Annotated in this window: 14 protein-coding genes and 2 pseudogenes; 8 read left to right on the top strand and 8 right to left on the bottom strand. The window is 60.9% G+C overall.

Going from position 1 to position 14,105, the window contains the following annotated elements; genetic code table 11:
- Positions 1-5 precede the first annotated feature (5 nt).
- From ABIE49_RS36075 to ABIE49_RS36055, 5 genes are read left to right on the top strand one after another with little or no spacing between them, the layout of a single operon-like run.
- Entirely contained in the window at positions 6-386 is a 381-nt protein-coding gene (locus ABIE49_RS36075; protein WP_192734573.1) for a carboxymuconolactone decarboxylase family protein, read from the top strand.
- 17 nt (positions 387-403) lie between these two features.
- Positions 404-1,177: a 3-hydroxybutyrate dehydrogenase gene (locus ABIE49_RS36070; protein WP_192734572.1), complete on the top strand. Its 774-nt coding sequence runs from the start codon at positions 404-406 to the stop codon at positions 1,175-1,177.
- 33 nt (positions 1,178-1,210) lie between these two features.
- The gene (locus ABIE49_RS36065) at positions 1,211-1,951 is read left to right on the top strand and encodes an SDR family oxidoreductase (RefSeq protein ID WP_192734571.1); all 741 of its coding nucleotides are present in this window, start codon (positions 1,211-1,213) and stop codon (positions 1,949-1,951) included.
- A gap of 28 nt (positions 1,952-1,979) precedes the next feature.
- A complete protein-coding gene (locus tag ABIE49_RS36060; protein WP_192734570.1) occupies positions 1,980-2,696 on the top strand; it encodes a GntR family transcriptional regulator in 717 nt (238 codons plus the stop codon).
- A 58-nt stretch (positions 2,697-2,754) separates the two neighbouring features.
- The gene (locus tag ABIE49_RS36055; RefSeq protein WP_192734569.1) at positions 2,755-3,726 is read left to right on the top strand and encodes a tripartite tricarboxylate transporter substrate-binding protein; all 972 of its coding nucleotides are present in this window, start codon (positions 2,755-2,757) and stop codon (positions 3,724-3,726) included.
- Positions 3,727-3,888: 162 nt separating this feature from the next.
- On the opposite strand, the gene ABIE49_RS36050 is transcribed toward ABIE49_RS36055, so the two are convergent.
- Entirely contained in the window at positions 3,889-4,770 is an 882-nt protein-coding gene (locus ABIE49_RS36050) for a LysR substrate-binding domain-containing protein (protein WP_192734568.1), read from the bottom strand.
- A gap of 228 nt (positions 4,771-4,998) precedes the next feature.
- On the opposite strand from ABIE49_RS36050, the gene ABIE49_RS36045 reads away from it, so the two are divergent.
- Complete coding sequence (locus ABIE49_RS36045; RefSeq protein WP_354067149.1) at positions 4,999-5,526, top strand: nuclear transport factor 2 family protein; 528 nt, start codon at positions 4,999-5,001, stop codon at positions 5,524-5,526.
- 7 nt (positions 5,527-5,533) lie between these two features.
- On the top strand, positions 5,534-6,385 hold the full coding sequence (locus ABIE49_RS36040; protein ID WP_354067148.1) for an MBL fold metallo-hydrolase: 852 nt from the start codon (positions 5,534-5,536) through the stop codon (positions 6,383-6,385).
- 101 nt (positions 6,386-6,486) lie between these two features.
- Here the strand turns inward: ABIE49_RS36040 and ABIE49_RS36035 are convergent.
- A pseudogene (locus ABIE49_RS36035) lies at positions 6,487-7,981 on the bottom strand (CoA-acylating methylmalonate-semialdehyde dehydrogenase).
- Between the two features lie 98 nt (positions 7,982-8,079).
- Here ABIE49_RS36035 and ABIE49_RS36030 point away from each other — a divergent pair.
- Positions 8,080-8,967 (top strand): LysR family transcriptional regulator, encoded by an 888-nt coding sequence (locus ABIE49_RS36030; RefSeq protein ID WP_192734566.1) that lies wholly within the window; start codon positions 8,080-8,082, stop codon positions 8,965-8,967.
- A gap of 48 nt (positions 8,968-9,015) precedes the next feature.
- Here ABIE49_RS36030 and ABIE49_RS36025 read toward each other — a convergent pair whose 3' ends face one another.
- From ABIE49_RS36025 to ABIE49_RS36000, 6 genes and pseudogenes are all read right to left on the bottom strand, one after another.
- Positions 9,016-9,456 (bottom strand): SRPBCC family protein, encoded by a 441-nt coding sequence (locus tag ABIE49_RS36025; protein WP_354067703.1) that lies wholly within the window; start codon positions 9,454-9,456, stop codon positions 9,016-9,018.
- A gap of 33 nt (positions 9,457-9,489) precedes the next feature.
- Positions 9,490-10,194: an ABC transporter ATP-binding protein gene (locus tag ABIE49_RS36020; protein WP_192734756.1), complete on the bottom strand. Its 705-nt coding sequence runs from the start codon at positions 10,192-10,194 to the stop codon at positions 9,490-9,492.
- Positions 10,187-10,937, bottom strand: a pseudogene (locus tag ABIE49_RS36015) (ABC transporter ATP-binding protein). Before ABIE49_RS36015 ends, ABIE49_RS36020 begins: the two are co-directional and overlap by 8 nt.
- Positions 10,934-11,899 (bottom strand): branched-chain amino acid ABC transporter permease, encoded by a 966-nt coding sequence (locus ABIE49_RS36010; protein ID WP_502916010.1) that lies wholly within the window; start codon positions 11,897-11,899, stop codon positions 10,934-10,936. The pseudogene ABIE49_RS36015 and the gene ABIE49_RS36010 overlap by 4 nt, the downstream one beginning before the upstream one ends.
- Positions 11,900-11,937: 38 nt before the next feature.
- Positions 11,938-12,804, bottom strand: a complete 867-nt coding sequence (locus ABIE49_RS36005) for a branched-chain amino acid ABC transporter permease (RefSeq protein WP_192734563.1) — start codon at positions 12,802-12,804, stop codon at positions 11,938-11,940.
- Between the two features lie 19 nt (positions 12,805-12,823).
- A complete protein-coding gene (locus ABIE49_RS36000; protein WP_192734562.1) occupies positions 12,824-14,074 on the bottom strand; it encodes an ABC transporter substrate-binding protein in 1,251 nt (416 codons plus the stop codon).
- Positions 14,075-14,105 lie beyond the last annotated feature (31 nt).

Raw genomic sequence — 14,105 nt, 5'->3', positions numbered from 1 at the left:
CCGACATGGACAAGGCAACATACGATCGAGGCCTCCAGATCCGAAAGGACGTACTAGGCAACGAGTTCGTCGACAAGGCGATCGCATCGGCCGATGACTTCAACCGGCCGATGCAGGACCTCACGACGGAGTACTGCTGGGGCTATGTCTGGGGCCGCGACGGCCTCACGCACAAGACCCGCAGCTTCCTCAACCTTGCGATGCTGTGCGCGCTCAATCGGCCGCAGGAACTCAAGACCCATGTGCGGGGCGCCCTGACAAATGGCGCGACGCGCGAAGAGATACGCGAGGTGTTCATGCAGGTCGCGATCTATTGCGGCGTGCCGGCCGGCGTGGACGCGTTCCGTAATGCCAAGGAAGTGTTTGCCGAACTGGACAAGAAGTAACCGAGGAACTTAGGGCGATGCTGAAGGGCAAATGGGCTCTCGTGACCGGGGCAAATGCAGGCCTGGGCCTCGCCGTGGCCGAAAGCCTTGCCGGGGCGGGAGCCAACATTGTCCTGCACGATCTGAATGAACCGGCGCAGACGCGGGATCGTCTTCGCGCGCAATTCGGCGTCGAGGTAATCAGCATCGCAGCCGACCTCTCACAGCGCACCGCCATAGAAACTGCCATGGCCAGCCTGCTCGGCCGCGTCGGCGCGGTCGACATCCTGGTGAACAATGCGGTGGTGCGGCATTTTTCACCGGTCGAGAACTTTGCGCCGGAACGATGGGACGAAGCACTGGCGGTCAATCTTTCGGCTCCGTTCCACCTGATCCGTCTCGCATTGCCCGGCATGAAGCAACGGAAATGGGGCCGCATCATCAACATGGCATCGATCTATTCGACGCGTGCGGTCGCGGACCGGATCGATTATGTGACCACCAAGACGGCCATTGTCGGCATGACCCGCGCCGTTGCGATCGAGACGGCCAGAAGCGGAATTACCTGCAACGCGCTGTGCCCGGGCACGCTGCCGACGCCGGCCATTCAGGAAAAGATCGCAGCCATCGCGGCCAGCGAAGGCCGCAGCATCGACGAGACCACCAGCGACTACCTTGCGAGCCGGCAGCCGAGCGGGCGGTTTGTCGCCATGGAAGGCGTGGGCGCGATGGCGGCCTTCCTGTGCAGTCCGGCCGCGCAGGATATCACGGGGGCCACCCTGCCGATCGATGGAGGCTGGTCCATCGCATGAACATCATCGGCTGTCCCACCAAGGAGATCTGCAATGGCTGAAGCATCGAGCCGAAACGCCGTGGTGACCGGAGCGGCCGGCGGCATGGGTCGTGCCATTACGAAGGCGCTGGTCGAAAGCGGACGACGGGTCGTGCTCGCCGACCGCGATCCGGCCTCGCTTCGCGAGTTCGCCGCTGAGATGGGCGCCAGCACATTCCCGATCGAGCTCGATATTACCGACACCAAGGCCGTGGACCGCCTGCCCGACCTCATCCCGGACGCCTTCAAGCCGATCGATATCCTCGTCAACAATGCCGGCCACGACATCGGCGGCCGGACCCGCTTCGATGTAGGCTCAGCGGACGATTGGTCCGGGATCATCCAGACCAATCTGATCGGCCTGATGCGGGTGACCCGCAGCCTGCTGCCGGAGATGGTCAGGCGCAATTCGGGCCATATCGTCAACATCAGCTCGATCAACGCCGTACGCATCGTCCCTGATATGGCCGCCTACAGCGCCAGCAAGGCGGGCGTGCACATGTTCACCGAAACGCTCCGGGGCGAGCTTGCGGAAACGGCGATCCGGGTCACCGAGATGCAGCCCGGCCTGACAAGGACCAACATCATCCTCACCCGCTACCGCGGCGACCGGGAGAAGGAAAAGGACTATTTTGAGCAGTTCAAGATGGCGCTCGATCCGGCCGATATTGCCCGGTCGATCGTGTTTGCGCTTGACCAGCCGCCGCATGTTCAGATTGCGGAGATGATGATTCTACCCGTAAATCGCTATTGAACCAATGCCGGTGCGAAGGCGGTAGACAATGGACAAACGAGGTGAATTGCAATCGACGCTCCGGATCGAGGACGTTCCGACCGTCCGGTCGATGGTCGCCCAGAAGCTACGCGAGGCGATCATGTCCGGAAAGCTGAAGCCGGGCCAGCGCCTGGTCGAACGGGAGCTTTGCGAGATGACGGGCGTAAGCCGGCCGTCCATTCGCGAAGCGCTCCGGTTGCTGGAAGCCGATGGTCTCGTCAATACCGTCCCTCACCGCGGCCCGGTCGTCAGCACCATCAGTCTTGAGGAGGCAAAGCAGCTCTACGCGGCCCGCGCCGTCCTCGAAGGATTTGCCGGACGAGAATGCGCGCGCCTGCACGATCCAGCCGTCGTCCGCCGGATCGGGGACGCTCTGACCAAGTTGAAAGCAGCGTTCGCCGATTCCGACCTGATAACGGCCCTCGAAGCCAAGACGGAGTTTTATGCAGCGCTGATCGGCGGCTGCCAGAACGCCTTTATCGAACGCATGCTCAGGCCGCTTCACGACCGGATCACGCTGTTGCGGATTACCTCGATGTCGCAACCAAAGCGCATCAACAAGAGCTTGCGCGAGGTCACCGCGATCTGGCGCGCCATCCAGAGCGGCGATCCCGATCTCGCCGAGAAATGCTGCGTCGATCACATCAACGCGGCGGCCGTGGCCGCGCTCAGCATGATCGAACAATCATCCGCGTCGAACGAGAAGGCGACCGCGGATGAATGACCCCACGCTATTTCGACCAAGCCGTTTCAAAGGGCCACAGGGCCGATAGGAAGTTGCCATGAGGTTTGTAAGGCGCGTTCTTCTGATGCTGTTGCTGTCGCCGGTACTGCCGGCATTCGCCCAGGAATTTCCAAACCGGCCGATCACGCTGGTCGTTCCCTTCTCGGCCGGCGGCCCAGGCGACGTCATCGCCCGCCTGCTCGGAACGTCGATGAGCGCGACGCTGAAGCAGTCGCTCGTCATCGAAAACGTCGTCGGCGCCGGCGGTACCCTTGGAACCAATCGCGTCGCCAAGGCCTCGCCTGACGGTCACACCCTCCTGCTGATGCATGTCGGCCAGGCCACCGCGCCGGCGCTCTACGCCAAGCTGCCGTTCGACCCCGTTGGAGACTTTGCGCCGATCGGTCTCGTCACCGACGTGCCGATGATCCTGGTGGCGCGTGCGAATTTTCCGGCCAAGGACCTCAAGGAACTCGTCGCCCATGTGCGCGCCCAGGGCGACAAGGTCACCTATGGCAATGTCGGCCTCGGCTCCGCATCACACCTGTGCGGGCTGATGTTCATGAATGCCATCGAAGCCAAGCTCACACCGATCTACTACAAGGGTGGCGGCCCCGCGCTGAACGATATCATCGCCGGTCACATCGACGTCTATTGCGATCCGGCAACCGGACCGACACCCTATATTCAGGCCGGCACCATTCCCGGCTACGCCATCACCAGCAAGAAACGTGTGCCGACCCTGCCGAACGTGCCGACGTCGGCGGAAGCGGGGGTGCCGAAGTTCGACGTCACGACCTGGTACGGGCTGTATGCGCCACGCAATACGCCCAAGCCGATCGTTGATGCGCTCGTCGACGCGTTGCAAAAGGCGCTCAAGGACCCGCCCCTGGTCAACCGCTTCGCCGAACTCAGCATGGCGCCGGTCGAGCAGGAACGCGCGACGCCCGCAGCGCTCGAAGCCCTCCTCAAGAGCGAAATCGACAGATGGGGCCGTATTATCAAGGATGCCGGCATCACGCCGCAGTAAAGCGGACTCGGCCCGCGGCACAGCGTTTCCGGATCATCCGCGCGGAAGCCAAATCGTCACATTTGTTTGTGCACACATGGTGCACACGAATGCCCCGACCGGCCCTTGGTTCATCGGTGACGGTATGTTGCCACGATACGGTTCGTCGCGTGCCAACTATTGTCAAGAGGCTCGCAGTGCGTTCGTTAGTGCAGCCAGCGCAGCCGGCTGATGCTGACGACTGGGGTAATACATGAAGAATCCGGGAATTGGCGGCGTCCAATCTTCCAGCACACGAACAAGGCGACGTTTCGCAACATGCTCTGCGACCTGCTCTTCGAATGCGAGTCCCAGGCCGGCGCCAGCGAGTGCCGCCTGAATCACCAGATGGGTATCATCGATTATGAGCGGGCCATTCACGCCGACCGTGACCGCCTTTCGTCCTTTCTCGAATTCCCACCGATATGGACCGCCCGGAAGACGCAGGCTTATGCATCGATGGTCATTAAGGTCCTTGGGTTTCCGAGGAATGCTTCGCGATGAAAAATAGCCAGGCGATCCGATCACCGCCAATCTCAGTTCCCGGGTGACCCGCACCGCGATCATGTCCTTTTGAATGTACTCGCCAAGTTGAATACCGGCGTCGAACTCGCCCGCAACGAGGTCCACAGGGCCGGTCACAGTAACAACGTCAAGAACGATGTCAGGGTAGGCTTCCGCGAATGCCGTGAGCCGCGGCAACAATACCATCACGGCAGCCGACCGGGACATTACAATTCGAAGGCGCCCTGCAGGTCGGTGCCGAACGTTTCGGGCTTCGCTGATGGCACGAGCAATTTGCTCAAGTGCCGGAGACAATTCTTTCAAAAGAGCTGCGCCTGCAGCGGTTGGTGCAACGCTCTTGGTCGTTCGAGCAAGAAGCTGCAGCTCGAGCCGTTGCTCAAGTCCCCGGATCGTGTGGCTCAGGGCAGACTGAGACACACCAATCTTTGCCGCAGCCCGCGTAAAGCTTCGTTCCCTGGCGACGATTGCAAACGTAGCGAGTTCGTTCAGTTCGTTTCTCATGATTGATGAGTATCACTCATAAGACCATGCCATGCAACATGGCTAGTTTCATAAGCCACGTTATCCTAGATTTGGCCGCAGGAAGATTTGAGGCAACTTTCCGTACGGTCTTGCCGGCTTGACGCTCGGGCACAGCAGCAGGGCCTATGAGCCGATCCTTGTAACAACCTGGGACGAGGCGATTTCAATCCTCATCTGAAGAGCGCAACCACTTTTTGGGAGAGCAGAATGTCAAAGATGGATCGACGAACATTTCTGGGTCGATCTGCCAGCGTGACTTTTGGAGCTACGCTCGTCAGCGCTCCCGGTTTGATGCTTGCAGAGCCGACAATCAGCTATGCGCAGTCTCCTCCCGTTCCAAACAACAACCCTATGGATAACAAGCTTATGGATGCCGATGCTCATGCCTTGCGCTCTCTGGCGCAGACGTATTTTGACGGTGCTTATGAAATGGATGCAGACAAGTTTGCGTCCATATTTCATCCTGCGAGTTCCGTGACCAAGGTCGGCGACGACGGCAACGTGAGCGTGACGCCAATTGCGGCCTGGCTGGCAGCCGTCCGCAGTTTGACGGCTCCGAAACAACTGGGTCTGGGGCGCCAAGATCAGATTCTGTCAATTGACGTTGAGGGAGAGCTCGCGCTTGTGAAGCTGAAACTGCAAATTCCACCTCGTTACTTCACCGACCTGTTGTCATGCTTAAAGGTCAACGGAACCTGGAAGATCGCTCAGAAAGTCATGACTTCGAAAACCTAGCGGATCGGTGCCGTTTAAAAAAGCGAATCACACACACGGCAGGTTGTCCGTGAAAGCTCTGTCACAAAGCGCCAACACCTTGGCCTGCGCTTCGGGGTCATGGAGGATTTGGTCACTCTCTGATGGATATGTCGACCTGCCCGCCGAATGCCTCAAGTATCCGAGCAACAAAGTATGCAGGCAGACCGAGCCGCCTCAGCGGGACGCTTCGCTAGTTCGATTATCGGTCAACTGCTTCCTGTTCGATCGCTCTGGCATGGATCGCGTCTTGATCGATTGTGGAGCGGGCAGGAGTTGGGACCCGACCATGGGTCACCTCGTGGAAGCGATGGCGGAGGCAGGTATCGACACGTCATCGGTCACGATGATCGCCCTCACTCATGCTCATGGCGACCACATCAATGGTCTCCTGATGCCTGACGGTCGACGAGCATTCAGTGGCCTGAGGAAGATAGTGATAGGGGAAGACGCCGTTGAGGAGTTTCTTGCCGAGCCAGTGCTAGAGGAGTTTCGTTCACTCCTTGCCCCAGTTAACGGAGGAGATCGGCTAGCCGATCATTTACGGGCGGTGGACATACCCGGGCATGCTCGGGGTCATATGGGTTATCTCCTCAACACCGATGAGGACGATGTCTTGTTCTGCGGCGACCTTATCCACGTTCCCGCCGTACAGTTTTCCCGTCCCGAGCTTACCTGGGCCTATGACGATGACGAAGCCGTGGCGAGGGCAAGCCGGATCAAGTTGCTCCAGGACGCAGCAAATGCACATACGTGGCTGGCCGGCGCTCACCTGGGCCGACCAGGCATCGGCAGTGTGATCGAAGAAGGGCAAGGGTATGCGTTCATTCCGGTCGCGTAGCGCCCCGTGAGCCCGCCGTCACTTAGGCATTGATGATGGAACGGTCGTGCCATGTGACGAAAGATGTCAATTCCGGTGGTACGACGGGCCCCATCTTCGCACTACTTCATTGTCGGCATGACAAATTCGGGACCTTGCGCGATGCTTGTCGGCCAACGGCTGGTGATCGTCTTGAGCCGCGTGTAGAAGCGAATTCCCTCCGGACCGTGCATGGAATGATCGCCAAACAGCAAAGCCTTCCAGCCGCCGAAAGAATGGAACGCCACCGGCACTGGAATCGGCACATTGATGCCGACCATGCCGACGCGGATGCGATGCGCGAACTCCCGGGCGACGTCGCCGTTCTGGGTGAAGATCGCCGTGCCGTTGCCGTATTCATTATCGTTGATCATGCGGGCTGCGTGGGCATAGTCGGGTGCCCGTACCACGGCGAGCACAGGCCCGAAGATCTCTTCCTTGTAGATCTTCATTCCTGTCGTGACGTGATCGAACAAGCTGCCGCCAATGAAGTAGCCGCCCTCGTTCGAACGAAAATCGCGGCCGTCGACGACGAGCTTCGCCCCCTCCTCAACACCCGAATCCACGTAACTTCGAACCTTTTCGAGATGCTGTCGGGTGACGAGCGGGCCCATCTCGGATTCAACATTGAAGCCAGAGCCGACCTTGAGAGCGCGTATCTTCGGCTCCAGTTTCGAAACCAGCGCGTCGGCTGTCTTTTCGCCGATCGGAACCGCCACGGATATGGCCATGCAACGTTCGCCGGCCGAGCCGTAAGCAGCACCCATCAGGGCATCGACCGCCTGGTCGAGGTCGGCATCCGGCATCACGACCATATGGTTCTTGGCACCGCCAAGCGCCTGACAGCGCTTTCCGGTGCTGGTCGCCGTCGAATAGATGTAGCGGGCGATCGGTGTCGAACCGACGAAGCTGACCGCCTCCACGTCCGGGTGCAACAGCAACGCATCGACGGCTTCCTTGTCGCCGTGGACGACGTTGAACACACCCGCCGGCAGGCCGGCCTCGGCAAGCCATTGCGCGATCAGCAGGGATGCCGAGGGATCCCGCTCCGAGGGCTTCAGCACGAAGGTATTGCCGCAAGCCAGCGCCACCGGAAACATCCACATCGGGACCATGACCGGGAAATTGAACGGCGTGATGCCGACCACTACTCCGAGCGGCTGGCGCACGCCGTAGCTGTCAACCCGTGTCCCGACATTCTCGCTGACTTCGCCCTTCAGGAGCTGCGGTGCCCCCGACGGCGAATTCGACAACCTCCAGTCCGCGCTGGATCTCGCCCCTGGCATCCGACAGGGTCTTTCCGTGCTCGGACGTGATCACCGCCGCCAACTCATCGATACGATCTTCGACGATCCGCAGGAACCGGTTGAGAATGCGGGCCCGGCGCAACGACGGCGTATCGCTCCAGCTTTCGGCCGCCGCCCGCGCCGCCTCGACCGCCGCACTCACCTCCGCCGCCGTTGCGAGACCAACTTCGCCGGTCTGTTCTCCGGTCGCCGGGTTGAAGACAGGCGCTGTCCGCGCGTCACGGCCAGCGACCAGCTTCCCGTCGATGAAATGTCTGATCTGCGAAACCATGGAAGTCTCCTGTTTGATCTGCAGATCTTTGCGCGCCTTCTGCGCACCGGACAACGCCAAGTATTGCGGCTTCGATGTGCAGCAAATAAAGTCGTCCGATGGATTGGGACAAAGTTCGCATTTTTCTCGAGGTGGCTCGCACGGGTCAGATTCTCGGGGCCGCCAGGCGGCTGAAGCTCAACCATGCGACGGTGGCGCGCCAGCTCACGGCGCTTGAAAAAGAGCTGAAGACGAAGTTGCTGAACCGCCAGACGACGGGCTCGTCCCTGACCCCTTCCGGGGTCGCACTTCTCGCAGCCGCGGAACGAGCCGAATCCGAGATCCTGCGCGTGGGGTCTCAACTCACATCCGCGGCGGACAAGCTGGCCGGCACCGTCAGGATCGGCGCGCCCGAGGGGCTCGGAAATTACTTTCTGGCGGATCGGCTTGGCGCCTTCGCTGCGGCCAACCCCGACCTCGTGGTCCAGCTGGTGGCGTTGCCACGCACGTTCTCACTTGCCAAGCGCGAGGCCGATATCGTCGTCACCCTCGAGCGCCCGGAGGAAGGCCGACTGATCTCGACCAAGCTCATCGATTATACGTTGAGCGTCTATGCATCCCGCGACTATCTGGCGGGCAGCAAGCCGATTCGCGAGCCCGGCGATCTCGCCGACCATCTGCTGATCACTTATATCCACGACATCATCTACAGCCGCGCGCTGGACTACGCTTCGACCTTCAGCGGCTTGATCACGCGCCGCTTCGAATGCGGCAGCGTCGTCGGACAGGTCGAGGCTGTACGCGCCGGGCATGGCGTCGGCATCCTTCACGACTACGCCGCGCAAAAATACCCCGAGCTGACGCGCATTCTACCCGCCAGCCGCTTCACGAGAACCTACTGGCTCGTCTCTCATCCCGACACCCACGACACGAGGCCGGTTCGGGAAGTCCGACGTTATATCGTCGGCAAGGTGCGTGAAGCACGTCAGCAATTCATCGTGAAGTAATCTGCCTGCTTTGTGCGGACCGGCATTGGCGCCTGGGCATGCTATTTGTCACGAAGCGGAGACGACCGCCCCAAATTTCGTGAAGAACTCCCCGGCCAGCTTCTTTGCCGTCGAATCGATCAACCGCCCGCCAAGTTGCGCCAACTTACCGCCGATCTGCGAATCGATCTCATAGTGCAGGATCGTTTCGTTGACGCCGACGGCTTCGAGCCTGATCGCGGCTCCTCCCTTGGCGAAACCCGCAACCCCGCCCGAACCTTCGCCGGTGATCCGGTAACTGTTCGGCGGGTCGAGATCGCTCAGCGTGACTTTGCCGCCGAACGTCGCCTTCACCGGTCCGACCTTGATGACAACCGTCGCCGTCATGTCGGTCGGCGATGTCATCTCGAGGCTCTGACAACCCGGAATGCATTGTTTTAGAACATTGGGATCATTGAGCGCTGACCAGACCTTATCGCGTGAAGCCGGCACGCTCCGGCTGTCGTTCATCTGCATGGGATCACCTGTTTAAAAGGATGCGCATCAAACCGCGCAATAACGTTCCTGGATAGCTTTGTCGGCGAGCAGCGCGGCGGAGCTGCTTTCATAGACGACCTCGCCCTGATCCATGATGATGGCGCGATCGGCGAGGCGAAGCGCCCATTCCACATTCTGCTCGACCAGCAGCAGCGTGACCCCCTGATCGCGCAACCGGCGGAACAGTACACCCATCTCCTCGACCAGCACCGGCATGATGCCTTCCGATGGCTCGTCGAGCAGGATCATCTTCGGCTTGGCGATCGTGGCCCTGGCGATCGCGAGCATCTGCTGCTCCCCTCCGGACATCGTCACGCCTTCCTGGTCAAGGCGTTCCTTGAGGCGCGGGAAGCTTTCCGCAATTTCCTCGATCGCCTCGCGCTCGTCGATATGGTCGCGTGCGGCCACGAGGCCCAGTTGAAGATTTTCGCGCACCGTAAGCCCAGGGATGATCCGGCGCTCTTCCGGCACATAAGCAAGACCCAACCGGAAGCGATCATGCGCGCGCAGCGACACAAGGTCCGCACCGGCGAAGCCAATGCTGCCCGTAGTCTTCGGCATCAACCCCATGATGGAGCGGATCGTGGTGGTCTTGCCGGCGCCGTTGCGACCGACCAGAGCCACGACTTCACCCTGTTCCACCGCGATTGAGACGCCGTGAAGCGTATGGCTCGCGCCGTACCAGGCGTGCAGGTCCTTGGTTTCAAGCATAGCCATCGTTCTGTCCCAGATATACGCGACGGACTTCCGGATCCGTCTGGATGTCACGCGGCGAGCCGTCGGCGATCAGCCGCCCATGGTGCAGCACCAGGATTCGATCGCTGAGACCAAGGATCATCTTCATCTTGTGCTCGACCAGAAGGATCGTTCGCGCCGCAGCGAGCCTTTCCAGCAGCGCGACCATCTCCTTGGTCTCTTCCGGTCCCATGCCCGCCGTCGGCTCGTCCAGCAACAGCACCTCGGGATCGGAGATCAGCGCGATTGCGATTTCCAGGGCGCGCTGCTGACCATGTGCCAGAAATTTGGCGATCTCGTCGCGCTTGGCGACCAGACCTACGGATTCGAGCGCCGCATCAGCTCGGACATCCAGCTCGGAGAATCGCTTCCGATTGGTCCAGATGTTGTAGCGGGACCGGCTTGCCTGAGCGGCGACCCGCACGTTTTCGTGCACGGTGAGGTCGGGAAAGATGTTGGTGATCTGATACGAGCGCGCGATGCCCCGGTGCACGAATTCGTGCTGCCGCGTTCCCTTCAGGTCCTGCCCCTTGAAACGGATCGTTCCGCTCGACGGCGTCAGGACACCCGACAACAAATTGAATAACGTGCTCTTGCCGGCCCCGTTCGGGCCGATGATCGACGTCACCCGTCCCGGATGAAACGCGGTCGTGACGCCCTGCAGCGCCACCGCCAAACCTCACTCCGATATCGTCGACGGCTAGAAGCGGCGCGTTCATCGCATCACCCTTGCCAGAAACGTGCCCCAGATGCCCTTGGGCAGGAACAGGACGAACAGCACGAAGATCGACCCGACGATGATCTGCCAGTGTGACGTCCACAGCGAGAACACGTCCTCCATCACCAGGAAGACAAGGGCGCCGACAAAGGGCCCGAAGAAGCTGCTGGCCCCGCCCAGCAGCGTCATCATCACGATCATGCCGGAAGCATGGTAGTGCAGTGAATCCAGCGGCACGAAGGCCAGATGAAGCGCCGACATCGTGCCGCCGAGCGCGCATATCGTCCCCGACAGAGTGAAGGACAGCAGCTTGGTCCGTTCGACATTGTAGCCGCAGGTGCTGGCACGTCGCTCGTTTTCGCGGATTGCCTCGATCGCCGCGCCGAATGGCGAGTTCAGAATGCGTGAGACGATCCAGAGCGCCAGCGCGGCAAACGTCATCAGCACGTAGTACTTGTTCACCGGATCCAGGAAGTTGACGTCGTAGCCGAGCAGATTGATCTTGTTCACGGTAAAGCCACGCAGCCCGTTCTCGCCACCTGTCCAGGACGACGCCTGTAGCGCGACGTAATAAACGAGTTGCGCCAAAGCTAGCGTGACCATCGAAAAGTAGATTCCGCGCGTTCGCGTCGACAGGGCACCAATCGCGAATGCCAGCAGCCCGCCACCGAAGACGCCGAGCAGGACCGCCGCGTACCAGGGCACGCCGAACTGACCGATGGCGATACCGGTGATGTAGGCACCAGCGCCGACGAACGCCGCGTGTCCGAACGAAAGCAGGCCTGTATAGCCGAACAGAAGGTTATAACCGACTGCGACGACGCCATAGACCAGGACATTGACGGCCAGCGCCTTGGACGGCAGCAGCCAGGGCAACAGGCAAAGCGCGATGATCGACAAGGGAACGCGATAGGTCGTTACCAGCGATTTCAATCGGGCGGGCTTTCGCACGCTTGATGACATAGGTGCGGCGAGCGCCGGGGATGTCATGGTTGGTTCCCTCACGCGAGTTTTCCGAACAGGCCTTGTGGCCGGATCAAAAGGACCAACGCCATTAATGCGAACATCACGATGGTGGCCATTTCCGGCGCGAACAGCGCGGTCATGCTGATCACGATTCCGACCACAAGACCGGCGATGATCGACCCCAGCAGCGAGCCAAGCCCGCCGATCACGGTCACAACGAAGGCTTCCGCGAGCACCAGCGCGCCCATTTCCGGATTGACGCTGCGCATCGGCCCCGACAGGACCCCGCCGAGCGAGGCCAACCCGACGCCGAGACCGAACACCAGCAACCACACCTTGCTGATATCGACGCCCAGCACCCGCATCATTGTCGGGTCGCGGGCGCCGGCACGCACGATAAGCCCGAACCTGGTCTTCTCGAGGCCCAACCACAGCAGTAGCACCACGATAAAGACAACGCCGACGACGAAGATCCGATAGATCGGGAAGAAGCCGACGCCAAGATCGAGCACGCCGGTGAGCGACGGCGGCGTCGGGAATGGGATGCCGTCACTGCCGAACACGATCCGCACGCCCTCCACGAGCACGTAGCTGAGCCCGAAGGTGAGCAGAAGCGGGTCGTCGATCGAGCGGCCATACAGCGGGCGCACCAGGAGATACTCGATCAACATCCCGAACAGGCCGATCATGACCGGGGCGACCAGCAGCCCCCACCAGAAGCTGCCGGTCAGCGACGCGACCCACAGTCCCGCATAGGCACCGACCATGAACAGCGCGCCATGCGCGAAGTTCACGACGCCCAGCATGCCGAAGATGATCGACAGGCCGAGCGCGGTGAGCACGAGGATCGCGCCGAGGGCAACTCCCGAAAAGAGCTGCATCAGGATGAGTTCGGTATCCATTGGAGAGTGGGTGCTTTCGTTAGGCGGGGAAGCCAAGTTCGGTGCAGCCGCGCAGCGCTTTCTCGGAGGCAGGCTCGTTGGCGACGACCTTGAACAGGTCGGCGTCGCTCTTCATGTCGGCCTTTTTCTGCGACTCGAGCACGAGGACCGACTGCACCGACTGGTGATCGCACTTCCGGTAGCTTTGCGGACCCTTGGCCACGTCGTACTTCAGAGCCTCGAGCGATGCGATCACCTTGTCGGTGTCGGTGCCGCCGGCCACCTGCATGGCCATCAGCAGCGACGACAGGCCGGTGTAGCCATAGGCGCCGTAGTCCGTCGGAATCGCGCCACCATGGGCAGCCCGATAGGCATCGTTGAATGCCTTTGCGCTCGGGAGCTGGCTCTCTAGGCCCCAGTAATAGTTCGCGCCACCGACGACACCCTCGAAAACCTCGGGTCCAACCGCCAGCCGCTGGTTATGCAGGATGACCGGCACGACGATCTTTGCCTGCTGCTTCAAGCCGAAATCGACGGCCTGCTTGATCGAATTCGCCTGGTCGCGGCCGAAATTGCTGATGCACAGGAAGTCGGGACGCATCGAACGCAAGCGCGGCATGAACGTGGAATAATCGGCCGCGCCGAACGGATGCAGGATCTCGCCAACCGTTTCGGCCCCGATCTCCGCCTGCGCCCGCTTGAAGCCCCGCAGCATTTCATGGCCGTAAGCATAGTCGGCGACGAGATGCGCAACCTTGGCACCCTTCTTGAAGCTGTGCCGCGCCACGGCGCCCGCCGTCATATGCGGGTTGAGCGCCTCGTGAAATGTATACTTGCTGAAGTCCTTGACCTCGTTGATGGTGTCGGACTGGCTGATCGAGACGTAGATGACGCCACGTGCCCGCGTCACCTCGTTGACGGCAAGTTGCACCGCGCTCGACAATGATCCAACGACCGCATGCACCTTGTCCTTCTCGATCAGCTCCAGCGTGCGGGTCGCCGCCTCGCCGCCGTTGAGCTTGTCGTCACGGACCAGCAGTTCGATCTTGCGGCCGTTGATGCCGCCTTTGTCGTTGAACTGCTTGACGGCCAGTTCGGCACTCTTGACCTGATCCTTGGCCTCGGCCGCAAATGGGCCAGTGAGCGGCGTTGGAAATCCGATGCGGATGGTGTCGTCCGCTGCACGTGCGATCCACGGCATGGCGACGAGGCTGGCGCCCGCGCCCAGTCCAGCCAAGGCACGGCGCCGCGAGATGTTCGTCCGCGTGATATTTCGAATGCTATCGGTCATGGTGTCCTCCAATGGAATGTTTTCTTTGTTG

The sequence above is a fragment of the Bradyrhizobium sp. OAE829 genome (assembly GCF_040546575.1).
In the GTDB taxonomy this organism is placed as follows: domain Bacteria; phylum Pseudomonadota; class Alphaproteobacteria; order Rhizobiales; family Xanthobacteraceae; genus Bradyrhizobium.
This window is presented reverse-complemented; position numbering and strand designations above follow the sequence as displayed.

Bases quoted from the DNA above. Each gene is read 5' to 3' on its own strand.
- ABIE49_RS36075 (WP_192734573.1), top strand. From the start codon at position 6: ATGGACAAGGCAACATACGATCGAGGCCTCCAGATCCGAAAGGACGTA.
- ABIE49_RS36070 (WP_192734572.1), top strand. From the start codon at position 404: ATGCTGAAGGGCAAATGGGCTCTCGTGACCGGGGCAAATGCAGGCCTG.
- ABIE49_RS36065 (WP_192734571.1), top strand. From the start codon at position 1,211: ATGGCTGAAGCATCGAGCCGAAACGCCGTGGTGACCGGAGCGGCCGGC.
- ABIE49_RS36060 (WP_192734570.1), top strand. From the start codon at position 1,980: ATGGACAAACGAGGTGAATTGCAATCGACGCTCCGGATCGAGGACGTT.
- ABIE49_RS36055 (WP_192734569.1), top strand. From the start codon at position 2,755: ATGAGGTTTGTAAGGCGCGTTCTTCTGATGCTGTTGCTGTCGCCGGTA.
- ABIE49_RS36050 (WP_192734568.1), bottom strand. From the start codon at position 4,770: ATGAGAAACGAACTGAACGAACTCGCTACGTTTGCAATCGTCGCCAGG.
- ABIE49_RS36045 (WP_354067149.1), top strand. From the start codon at position 4,999: ATGTCAAAGATGGATCGACGAACATTTCTGGGTCGATCTGCCAGCGTG.
- ABIE49_RS36030 (WP_192734566.1), top strand. From the start codon at position 8,080: ATGGATTGGGACAAAGTTCGCATTTTTCTCGAGGTGGCTCGCACGGGT.
- ABIE49_RS36025 (WP_354067703.1), bottom strand. From the start codon at position 9,456: ATGAACGACAGCCGGAGCGTGCCGGCTTCACGCGATAAGGTCTGGTCA.
- ABIE49_RS36020 (WP_192734756.1), bottom strand. From the start codon at position 10,194: ATGCTTGAAACCAAGGACCTGCACGCCTGGTACGGCGCGAGCCATACG.
- ABIE49_RS36010 (WP_502916010.1), bottom strand. From the start codon at position 11,899: ATGTCATCAAGCGTGCGAAAGCCCGCCCGATTGAAATCGCTGGTAACG.
- ABIE49_RS36005 (WP_192734563.1), bottom strand. From the start codon at position 12,804: ATGGATACCGAACTCATCCTGATGCAGCTCTTTTCGGGAGTTGCCCTC.
- ABIE49_RS36000 (WP_192734562.1), bottom strand. From the start codon at position 14,074: ATGACCGATAGCATTCGAAATATCACGCGGACGAACATCTCGCGGCGC.